At 64.8% G+C, this 10,681-nt stretch carries 7 protein-coding genes; 4 read left to right on the top strand and 3 right to left on the bottom strand.

Going from position 1 to position 10,681, the window contains the following annotated elements; genetic code table 11:
• Positions 1-79: 79 nt before the first annotated feature.
• The 3 genes from creB (at position 80) to creD (ending at position 3,625) form a co-directional block, all read left to right on the top strand.
• Positions 80-760, top strand: coding sequence for a two-component system response regulator CreB (gene creB / locus KUO17_RS23595; RefSeq protein WP_217977989.1), 681 nt, complete (start codon positions 80-82; stop codon positions 758-760).
• The gene (gene creC / locus KUO17_RS23590; protein WP_217977988.1) at positions 760-2,193 is read left to right on the top strand and encodes a two-component system sensor histidine kinase CreC; all 1,434 of its coding nucleotides are present in this window, start codon (positions 760-762) and stop codon (positions 2,191-2,193) included. Before creB ends, creC begins: the two co-directional genes overlap by 1 nt.
• Before the next feature lie 97 nt (positions 2,194-2,290).
• Positions 2,291-3,625 (top strand): cell envelope integrity protein CreD, encoded by a 1,335-nt coding sequence (creD, locus tag KUO17_RS23585; RefSeq protein WP_217977987.1) that lies wholly within the window; start codon positions 2,291-2,293, stop codon positions 3,623-3,625.
• Positions 3,626-3,749: 124 nt separating this feature from the next.
• Here the strand turns inward: creD and msrA are convergent, their stop codons facing one another.
• Positions 3,750-4,415 (bottom strand): peptide-methionine (S)-S-oxide reductase MsrA, encoded by a 666-nt coding sequence (gene msrA / locus KUO17_RS23580; protein WP_217977986.1) that lies wholly within the window; start codon positions 4,413-4,415, stop codon positions 3,750-3,752.
• 68 nt (positions 4,416-4,483) lie between these two features.
• Positions 4,484-7,177, bottom strand: a complete 2,694-nt coding sequence (locus KUO17_RS23575; RefSeq protein WP_217977985.1) for a putative bifunctional diguanylate cyclase/phosphodiesterase — start codon at positions 7,175-7,177, stop codon at positions 4,484-4,486.
• A gap of 112 nt (positions 7,178-7,289) precedes the next feature.
• Here KUO17_RS23575 and KUO17_RS23570 point away from each other — a divergent pair, with 112 nt between their 5' ends.
• Positions 7,290-9,542, top strand: a complete 2,253-nt coding sequence (locus KUO17_RS23570) for an Ig-like domain-containing protein (protein ID WP_217977984.1) — start codon at positions 7,290-7,292, stop codon at positions 9,540-9,542.
• 121 nt (positions 9,543-9,663) lie between these two features.
• Here the strand turns inward: KUO17_RS23570 and KUO17_RS23565 are convergent.
• Positions 9,664-10,681: 2-oxo acid dehydrogenase subunit E2 (locus KUO17_RS23565; RefSeq protein WP_217977983.1), on the bottom strand; the 1,018-nt coding region annotated here is incomplete at its 5' end.

The raw sequence follows: 10,681 nt of genomic DNA, 5'->3' as shown, positions 1-10,681 counted from the left end.
GGCTTGCCGGCGAAGGGGCCTTGTCAGGCAGTAGAGAATCCCCTACAAGTGCAGCCAAATCCTGCCAGGCCCGGATGCCATGCCCCATATCCTCATTGTCGAAGACGAAGCGGCCATCGCCGATACCCTGATCTTTGCCCTGCAAGGCGACGGCCACAGCACCGAGTGGGTGACCCTGGGCAGCGCGGCGCTTGAGCAGCAACGCCAGCGTCCGGCCGACCTGATCATCCTCGACATCGGTCTGCCGGACATCAACGGCTTCGAAACCTGCCGCCAGCTGCGCCGTTTCAGCGAGGTGCCGGTGATGTTCCTCAGCGCCCGCGACGGCGAGATCGACCGCGTGGTGGGCCTGGAAATCGGCGCCGACGATTACGTGGTCAAACCCTTCAGCCCGCGTGAAGTGGCCGCACGCGTGCGCGCCATCCTCAAACGCATGGCGCCGCGTAGCGAGCCTGATGCCGCACCGTCCCCGTTCAGCATCGACACCCTGCGCCTGCAGATCCTCTACCGTGGCCAGGTGCTCAACCTGACCCGTCACGAATTTCGCCTGCTGCAATGCCTGCTCGAACAACCCGAGCGGGTGCTGAGCCGTGAGCAGTTGCTGGACGCCACCGGCGTGCCGGCCGAAGCCGGCTACGAGCGCAACGTCGACAGCCATATCAAGAGCCTGCGCGCCAAGCTGCGCACGGTAGTGGCCGACGCCGAACCAATCCAGACCCATCGCGGCCTGGGCTACAGCTACAGCCCAGGGCACAGCTGATGCGCCTGGGTATCCGCATCTTCCTGGTGTACTTTCTGTTCGTCGGGCTGACCGGCTACTTTATCCTCAATACCGTGCGCGAACAGGTGCGCCCCGGGGTGCGCCAGTCCACCGAGGAAACCCTGGTGGACACCGCCAACCTGCTGGCCGAGATCCTGCGCGACGAGGTCAAGGCCGGTACCCTCGGCCAGGGCCGGCTGCCCGAGCTGCTCAAGGCCTACGGCCAGCGTCAGCCCAAGGCCGATATCTGGGGCCTGGCCAAGAACGAGGTCAACCACCGCATCTACGTCACCGATGCCGCCGGCAAGGTGCTGCTCGACTCCAGCGGCGAAGCCCTGGGCCAGGACTATTCGCGCTGGAACGACGTGTACCTGACCCTGCGCGGCGAGTACGGCGCGCGCTCCACCCGCAGCGACCCTGACGACCCGGAGTCGTCGGTGATGCACGTGGCGGCGCCGATCGTCGATGGCGGCAGGATCATCGGCGTGGTCACCGTGGCCAAGCCGAACAAGTCGTTGCAGCCGTACATCGATCGCTCGGAGCAGCGCCTGTTCAACCTGGGACTTGGCCTGATCGTGCTGGGCCTGCTGGTGGGCGCGGCGCTGTCGTGGTGGCTGGCGCGCTCGCTGCGCCGGCTGACGCGCTATGCGCAGGCGGTCAGCGAGGGCGAGCGCGTGGCGCTACCGCATTACCGCGGCGGCGAGCTGGCGCAACTGGCCGGCGCGGTGGAGCGCATGCGCACGCAACTGGAGGGTAGGGCTTACGTGGAGCGCTACGTGCACACCCTGACCCACGAACTGAAAAGCCCGCTGGCGGCCATTCGCGGGGCCAGCGAGCTGTTGCAGGGGCCGATGCCCGAAGACCAGCGTCAGCGCTTCGCCAGCAATATCGAAAGCGAGAGCGCGCGCATGCAGCAGTTGATCGAGCGGCTGCTGGACCTGGCCCAGGTCGAGCAGCGCCAGGGCCTGGAAGACCAGCAGCAGGTGCCGCTGGCGGCGTTGGTGGACGAGGTACTGCTGGCGCAGAGTGCGCGTATCGAAAGTGCCGGCCTGCAGGTGCGCCAGCGTGTGGCGGCGAGTGCGCGGGTGCTGTGCGAGCCGTTCCTGCTGCGCCAGGCCATCGGCAACCTGCTTGAAAACGCGTTGGACTTCACCCCGCCCGGCGGGCTGCTGGTGGTCGACCTGGAGCAGGCCGGCCCTCGCGTGGCGCTGAGCCTGTACAACCAGGGCGCGCCGATCCCGGCGTATGCGCTGGGCCGGCTCAGCGAGCGCTTCTATTCGTTGCCGCGCCCCGGTACCGGGCGCAAGAGCACGGGCCTGGGGCTGAACTTCGTCGAAGAGGTGATGCAACTGCATGGCGGCGCACTGGAAGTGGCCAACGTCGAGGACGGCGTGCGTGTGCGCCTGTGGCTGCCGGCCAACCGCCTGAGCTGAGCGTTCTCCACACAGGCTCCACACAACTCCACGCAGGCTCCCGACCGCGCCCACATGCCTTGGGCACACTGGCGCCATCGAAACCGGAGCCTTGCCCATGAACCGAACCCTGAGCCTGAAACTGGGCGCCATCGCCTTTCTGATCGTGTTGCTGCTGGTTCCCTTGCTGATGATCGGCGGCCTGATCCAGGACCGCCAGCAGCAACGCGACAGTGTGCTGGAGGACATCGCCCAGAGCTCCAGCTACAGCCAGCAGATCAGCGGGCCACTGCTGGTGGTGCCGTATCGCAAGGTCCAGCGCAGCTGGAAAACCGTGGACGGCAACACCGAGCAGCAGACCAGCACGGTGGCCGGCCACCTGTACTTTCTGCCCGACACCCTGGAGGTCGACGCCAGGGTCGATACCGAACTGCGCGCCCGCGGCATCTACCAGGCTCGCCTGTTCCACGCCGATAACCGCATCAGCGGCCAGTTCAGGCTGCCCGAGCGCTGGGGCATCACCGAAGACTTCGAGGACTACCGCTTCGAGCCGGCGTTCCTGGCCGTGGGCATCAGCGACATCCGTGGCATCGAGAAGAACCTGGAGCTGAGCGTCAACGGCCAGTCGCTGGCGTTCCAGGCGGGGACCGGCCTGGGCTGGCTGGGCGGCGGCGTGCATGTGGCCCTGCCGGCCATCGATACGCGGGCCGAGACGCGGCTGGACTACGCCTTCGGCTTGAGCCTGCAGGGTACCGGGCAACTGCATGTGCTGCCGGTAGGGCGCAGCACCACGGTGAACATGGCGGCGAACTGGCCGCACCCCAGCTTTATCGGCAACTACCTGCCGGCCAGCCGCGAGATCGGCGAGCAGGGCTTCAGTGCGCGCTGGCAGACTTCGTTCTTTTCCACCAACCTGGAAGATGCGCTGGCCCAGTGCGTGACCAACAATGCCTGTGACGACTTTCGCGGGCGCAGCTTTGGCGTGAGCTTCGTCGACCCGGTGGACCAGTACCTCAAGAGCGAGCGGGCGATCAAGTACGCGCTGCTGTTCATCGCGCTGACCTTTGCCGGGTTCTTCCTGTTCGAGATTCTCAAGAACCTCAGCGTGCACCCGATCCAGTACGCGCTGGTGGGTGTGGCCCTGGCGTTCTTCTACCTGTTGCTGCTGTCGTTGTCCGAGCACCTTGGGTTCGGCCTGGCCTATGCGTTGTCGTCGGGCGCTTGCGTGCTGCTGATCGGCTTCTACCTGTGCCATGTGCTGCACAGCCTGGGGCGCGGGCTGGGCTTTGCGGCGGGGCTGCTGGTGCTGTACGCCATGCTCTACGGATTGCTGGGCGCCGAGGACTACGCGTTGCTGATGGGCTCGCTGCTGCTGTTCGGCCTGCTCGGGGTGTTCATGGTACTCACGCGCCGGCTGGACTGGTATCAGGTTGGTCAGGGGATATTGAAATGAGCGGATTGCGAGAGGAACGGACGCTGGGGGCCGTGATGGTGGGAGCAATCAGGTTGCTGTGGGCGGCCGAGGTCCGCGGCGCCTGCATCGCGGGTCTGATCCGCGATGAGGCACCGCCGGTGGTTCAGTTGCCTTGCAGGCTCGGTGGCAGGCACACGCCGGTGCCGCCGATGCCGCAGTAGCCCTGCGGGTTCTTGGCCAGGTACTGCTGGTGATAGGCCTCGGCGAAGTACACGGTCGGGGCCTGGTCGATCTCGGTGGTGATCGGGCCGAAACCGGCCTTGTCCAGCTCGGCCTGATAGGCGGCCTGGCTGGCCTTGGCCTGCTCCAGCTGCTCGGGGGAGGTGGCGTAGATCGCCGAACGGTACTGGGTACCGATGTCGTTGCCCTGACGCATGCCCTGGGTGGGGTTGTGCAGTTCCCAGAACATCGTCAGCAGCTCGCTGTAGCTGACCTTGGCCTTGTCGAACACCACCAGCACCACTTCGGTGTGGCCGGTCAGGCCCGAGCAGACCTCTTCGTAGGTCGGGTTGGGGGTAAAGCCGCCGGCATAGCCGACCACGGTACTGACCACGCCTTCACGCTGCCAGAAGCGCCGCTCTGCACCCCAGAAGCAACCGAGGCCGAAGATCGCGAAGTCGACGTCGTCGAAGAACGGGCCCAGCAGCGGGGTGTCTTCGAACACGAAGTGTCTTTCAGGCAGCGTCATCGCCGTTTCGCGGCCAGGCAGGGCCTGTTGCGCCGTAGGCAGCACGTTTTTGTTCACAAGGATTTCCGAACGCAGGACCATGACCCACTCCTCTTCAAGGCAGGACGATTAGGGATAGACCTGTAGTGTGCCCGAGTGTTTCGCCGCTGTCAGGCGATTGGGCCACGCGGGTAGCGACGCAGTTTCTCGATCAGCTCGCTGCCGGGGATCGGACGGTCGAACAGGTAGCCCTGGCCCACGTCGCAGCGGTGGCGGCGCAGGAACGCCAGTTGCTCGGCGGTCTCGATGCCTTCGGCTACCACCTTGAGCTTGAGGTTGTGGGCCATGGCCACCACCGCCGAGGTGATCTCCATGTCGTCCTGGTTGTCCGGAATGTCATGGATGAAACTGCGGTCGATCTTGATGATGTCGATCGGGAATTTCTTCAGGTAGCTGAGCGACGAATAGCCGGTGCCGAAGTCGTCCATGGCCAGGGTCAGCCCCAGTTGCTTGAGCTCGTCGAGCTGGCGGTGGGTGTCTTCGGTGGCTTCCAGCAACAGGCCTTCGGTGAGTTCCAGCTCCAGCAGGTGCGGCGGCAGCGCTTCTTCCTTGAGGATGTTGGCAATCGAACTGACCAGCTCGGGGTCGGAGAACTGCTTGGGCGACAGGTTGATCGCCACTTGCAGGTTGCCCAGCCCCTCGGTGCTGAGCAACTGGCTCATGCGACACGCCTGGCGCGCGATCCATTTGCCGATGGGAATGATCAGGCCGGTTTCCTCGGCCACGCTGATGAACTGGTCCGGACGGATCATGCCCTTGTCCGGATGGTTCCAGCGCAGCAGCGCCTCCAGCCCCAGCAGGCGACCGCTGCGCAGGCACAGCTTGGGCTGGTAGAACACGTCCAGCTCGTTCTGGGTCAGCGCGCGGCGCAGGTTGTTCTCCACGAACAGCTTGTAGCTGGCCTCGGCGTTCAGCGCCTCGGTGAATACCTGCACCTGGTGCTTGCCGTTGGCCTTGGCCTTGTGCAGCGCCAGGCCGGCGTTCTTCATCAGGGTCTGCGGATCGCCCCCGTGCAGCGGGGCGCAGGCCAGGCCCACGGAGCCGGTGACGTTGATCAGCTGGTTGTCGACGAACATCGGCTTGTCGAGGGTATTGAGCAGTTGCTGGGCGACCTGCTGGCCGACGTCCAGGCTGGTGCCTTCGAGCAGCACGGCGAATTCGTTGCTGGCAAAGCGCGCCAGGCTGCCGCCCGGGCTCAGGCTGTTGCGCAGGCGCCGGGCCAGGCTGATCAGCAGCTTGTCGCCGGTCTGGTGGCCGAGGCTGTCGTTGATGCGTTTGAAGTTGTCGATGTCCACCAGCAGCAGGCAGATGGGGCTGTCGCTGTCACGCTCGAAGCGTTCATCCAGGCTGCGGATGAACGCCGGCCGGTTGCCCAGGCTGGTCAGGTTGTCGGTGTAGGCCAGGCGCTCGATGCGTTGCTGGGCCAGCTTGGTCTGGGTGATGTCTTCGTAGATGCCGATGTAGTGGGTCAGTTCGCGGTTGTCGCCATACACCTTGGAAATCGACAGTTGCCCCCAGTAGGGCTCCAGGTTCTTGCGCCGGCTCTTGAACTCGCCCTGCCAGCTGTTGCCCATGGCCAGGCTCGACGGCGAGTCGAACAGCAGTTCGCTGAGGTTCTCCAGCGCCGACAGTTCGGACAGGCGATGACCGTGCACCTCTTCGGGGGTGTACTGGGTGATTTCAGTGAAGCTGGGGTTGACGTATTCGACCACGCCGTCGCGGTTGACCAGCAGGAAGGCGTTGGCGCTCTGCTCCACCGCGCGCTGGAACAGGTGCAGGGCGCTGGTGGCGGTGCGCCGGTTGTGGTTGTTGATGACCTGGGCGAACTGGTCGGCCAGCTCGCCGGCAAAGGCAATTTCATCCGACTGCCAGGCCCGCGTCGAGCCGCTGTGTTCCAGGCACAGCACGCCGACCACCTGGCCGTCGATGCGGATACTGGCGTCAAGCATGGCGTGGATGCCGCGCTGGCCCATGCTTTCGGCGATTTCACGGGTGCGTGGGTCGTGGGCGGCGTTGTGTGCGTCGATGGCACGACTGGTGTGCAGCGCTTCGAGGTAGTCGGGAAAGCGCCCGGCGTCGATCGATTTGGGCAGGCGGTATTGCTGGGTGGCGCGGTAGAACGCCGAGATCGGCTCCAGTTGCTGGCCTTCCAGGTACCAGATGCTGGCGCAGTCGATGTTGTAGATCTCACAGGCGCTGCGGGTGATCAGTTCGGCCGCTTCCTGCAGCGAGTTGTCGGCGCTGTAGCGCTGGCGTGCCAGGCGCAGGATCAGGTCTTGCTGAGCGCGTACCCGTTCCAGGTGCTCGAGTTGTTCCTGCTGCGCCTGCTGGTTGAGCTGCAAGGCGATCTGCAGGCGGTTGTTGCGGGTTTCGAGCTCCGCCGCCGAGAGGTCGGGGGTATCGTTGGGCTGGGCATCGAGTACCAGCAGGTAGCCGCGCAGCAACTGGCGGTTATGCTGCCTGTAGGCCTCGCCGAGCTCCAGCACGTTGAGCGGCCCCAAACTGGTGTGCAGGGTGTAGCGCACCAGGTAGTGCGGGCGGCTGGCCAACTGCAGCTCGATGGCATCGTGCAGCTTGTAGCGGGCTTCTGGCTCCATCAGGCTGGCGTAGGGCGAGCCGATCAGGGCACACAGCTCGACGGCTGGCAGGCCGAACTGGCGCTCGCAGCCCGGGTCGAGGAACAGCATGGCCCAGTTTGCTTCATTCAGCCGTTCGAAACGCAACATGCCCAGCCGCGAGGGCACCGGCAACTGCGTCACTACCTCGGCCACCATACGGCTGGCGGCATCAGGTTGGCTTTTCATGGGGAGCTCGCTTGAAGAAGACTGTAGGCGCGGGCTGGGCGATGTGCTGCTACGCGTGTGAGCAAGGTTGCATCATGTGCCTGTGGCTGACAAGCAATAGAGTGGCCCTCGTTTGATCTGTATCGGCTGGCAGGCCCAATTTCTTCAATACCGCGGATCGATTGCAGGTAACACAGCCGTCAACTGGTGTTTATACCAGTTGCTGGCGTGCTCGTGTCGTTCTCCAATAAGGGGCCTCGCACCCGCCGATCAACGTTCCAGCCTGCAAGGATCCGCAATCATGACGACCGATGAATCTGCGACCGATATGCTCGAGCACAGCGTCTCCTTCGAGCAGTTGCTGCATGCCTACAATCAGGCGCTTGCCGCCCCGGCTGCCGATGGCGAGCCGTCCTTGCTGCCACTGTACATTCCCAATCTGAAGACCGCAGGAGCGCGTCAGTACCAGGTCGACCGCTATGTGCTGGATGAACGCGGTCGCGGGCTGTTGCTGATGGTGCAGGCCTATCCGGGCATGGCGCTCAACGATACGCTGGAGGTGCTGGACGGTCACGGGCAGGTGCTGGCAAGCGCGCAGATCAGCGCGGGCCGTGAGGACGGCCATTTCTCGCTGTTCATTCCCGCCGACCTGCTGCAGCCCGGCCCGCTGGAACTGGTGCTGGCGGTGACCGTCGCTGAGAGCGGATTGCGCCGCACGTCGGTACCGGTGAACGTGGTGGTGGTGCCACCGCCCGTCATCTTTGGCAGTGGCCCGCCGCTTTTGCCCGCACCGTTGGTCGATCAGGCCGACAACGGCCAGCTCAGCCCCTTGTTGCAGCAAGTGGCCCTGCAGATTCCAGGCGATGGCTTGTTCTACGGCAGCTACGTGACGCTCAACTGGTTGTGGCGGGCAAGCACCGGCAGGCTGATTCCCGGGCAGGCGAGCTGGGATGTCTCGCGCAACATGGCTGGGCGTGCTCTGACGCGGCAGGTCGTACAAGCGCTCGAGCCGTTCAGCGGCGGCACGCTGGAGGTTCACTACCTGGTCGAGCACGATGACTGGGCGCAACCGCAGGCATCCGCCATCACGCTGCTGACCATAGGGGAGGAGCCACTGGCTGTACCGCAGGTACCTGACGCGAGCAACGCGGCACTGGGCATCGGTGCGCTGTTCAGCGGCTTTACGGTGAGGGTACCGGCCTACCCCGGCATGCGCTGGGGTGATGAAGTCGAGTTGCACTGTGTGACAGTGCCTGCGGTGAGCGAGCCCCTGCTGTTGAACCGACCGATCACCCAGGCGCTGGTCGGCACTGCACTGGACTACCGGGTGGATGCCGACTATGTACGCCAACATGCGGGCAAGCAGCTGTTGCTGTCGTATACGGTCTGGCATTACGACGGTCGCGCGCCCACCTCTGACACGGTGGCTGTGACGGTGGCATCGCTTGGACCTGATCGCCTGCCGAGCGTCGAATTGGGGCCGCTGGCGGCGGCCGGCGTTAACCTCGGGAGTTTCAGCGGTGACCTGCAACTGCATGTGTCCCCCAGCGAATACCTGTTGCCGGGTTTGAAATACTGGATCGAAGCGACGGGCACCGATGTCCGGGGCAAGCCTTTGACATGGTTGATGGCCGATGGCCTGGTGGTGACGTCGGCCCAGGCGTCGCAAGGCGTGGCAGTGCAAGCCCAGCGCACCGCACTGGAACGGCTGGAGTCCGATTCGCTGTTGAACGTCAGGCTGCAGGTGGCACCCGAGGGGCAGAGCCGGGCGCAGGCCATCGATTGCTCGGCGCTGCACCTGACGATCAGCACGTTTGTGTTTGGCCCCGATCATGCCCTGCACACCAATGCCTACATCATTGCCAAGGGCCGCCCGCCCAAGGTGCCGAACCCGGAAAGCAACGCCTTTTATCAGCGTGTACCGACAGGAGGGCGTGCTCCTTTCAGTTATCGCTCGAGCAATACCGACGTGGCCTGGGTCGATGCCAAGACGGGCGGCGTGCGCGCGGTTGGCAATGGAATAGCCAACATCATCGCGACCGACGCACGCGGGCAAACGGCGAGCTATAGGTTGATCATCAGCGGCGTTCAATGCGTGCAGCGCAAGGATGGCGTGTTCTGGTCGGCCAATGTCACCAGTGCAGAGCGTCTATGGGAGTTCAAGGCGCTGTCGGTAGCGCAGATGCGCCAGTTCTGGGATACCTACTATCCGTCCGAAGGATGTGTCACGACGGCGCTTGGCTGGCCTGCTTCCAATTACTGGACGGGAGATAACGTCTTGGCCAACGGCAACGCCTGGGCTTTCTTGCTGAATGCCGAATATGCCGAGGGTGTGGAAACCGCTGGGTGGTTGAAGTTGCCGGTTCTGGTCCGGGTGGCGGGCTGACCGAAGCCGTTCAGGGCGCGGGCAAAAAAAAAGCCCCGCCAGATGGCGGGGTTGAGGTACGAGCGTGGCAGCTCGAAAACGGTGCCCGTGCTCCCCGGCAGGAGAGCACGGGTAGCAGCAGTTACAGCAGCAGGGTGCGGATGTCGGTCAGCAGGTCGCCCAGGCGCTTGGTGAAGCGCGCAGCGGCGGCGCCGTTGATCACACGGTGATCGTACGACAGCGACAGCGGCAGCATCAGCTTGGGCTGGAAGGCCTTGCCATCCCACACAGGCTGAATGGTGGCCTTGGAGACACCCAGGATCGCCACTTCCGGCGCGTTGACGATCGGCGTGAAGCCGGTGCCGCCAATGTGACCGAGGCTGGAGATGGTGAAGCAGGCGCCCTGCATGTCGTCAGCCGAAAGCTTCTTGGTCCGGGCTTTTTCCGCCAGGGCCGCAGCTTCGGCCGCCAGTTGCAGCAAGCTCTTCTGGTCGACGTTCTTGATCACAGGGACCAGCAGGCCGTCCGGGGTATCCACGGCGAAACCGACGTTGACGTACTTCTTGCGAATGATCGCCTTGCCGCTAGGGGCCAGCGACGCGTTGAAGTCCGGCAGTTCCTTGAGCAGGTGTGCGCAGGCCTTGAGCAGCAGCGGCAGTACGGTCAGCTTGACGCCGGCTTTCTCGGCCACGGCTTTCTGCGCTACGCGGAAGGCTTCGAGCTCGGTGATGTCGGCCGTGTCGAACTGGGTCACGTGCGGCACGTTCAGCCAGCTGCGGTGCAGGTTGGTGGCGCCAGCCTGCATCAGGCGGGTCATCGGCACTTCTTCGGTTTCACCGAAGCGGCTGAAGTCGACCACCGGAATCGGCGGGATGCCTGCACCACCGGTCGCGCCGGCAGCCGGTGCTTCCTTGGCCTTCTGCATCATGGCCTTGACGTAGACCTGCACGTCTTCCTTGAGCACACGACCATGCGGGCCGGTGGCAGCCACGGCGCTCAGCTCGACGCCGAACTCGCGGGCCAGCTGACGCACGGCCGGGCCGGCGTGCACCTTGGCACCGCTTGGCGCTGGCGCAGCAGCCGGGGCCGGTGCGGCCTCGGCTTTTGCAGCAGGTGCGGCGGCGGCAGGGGCAAGCAGCAGGTGCCGCTTCAGCCTTGGC

This window comes from Pseudomonas aegrilactucae (assembly GCF_019168305.1).
Classification (GTDB): domain Bacteria; phylum Pseudomonadota; class Gammaproteobacteria; order Pseudomonadales; family Pseudomonadaceae; genus Aquipseudomonas; species Aquipseudomonas aegrilactucae.
This window is presented reverse-complemented; position numbering and strand designations above follow the sequence as displayed.

Coding starts and splice junctions, on each gene's coding strand:
- creB (WP_217977989.1), top strand. CDS start 80: ATGCCCCATATCCTCATTGTCGAAGACGAAGCGGCCATCGCCGATACC.
- creC (WP_217977988.1), top strand. CDS start 760: ATGCGCCTGGGTATCCGCATCTTCCTGGTGTACTTTCTGTTCGTCGGG.
- creD (WP_217977987.1), top strand. CDS start 2,291: ATGAACCGAACCCTGAGCCTGAAACTGGGCGCCATCGCCTTTCTGATC.
- msrA (WP_217977986.1), bottom strand. CDS start 4,415: ATGGTCCTGCGTTCGGAAATCCTTGTGAACAAAAACGTGCTGCCTACG.
- KUO17_RS23575 (WP_217977985.1), bottom strand. CDS start 7,177: ATGAAAAGCCAACCTGATGCCGCCAGCCGTATGGTGGCCGAGGTAGTG.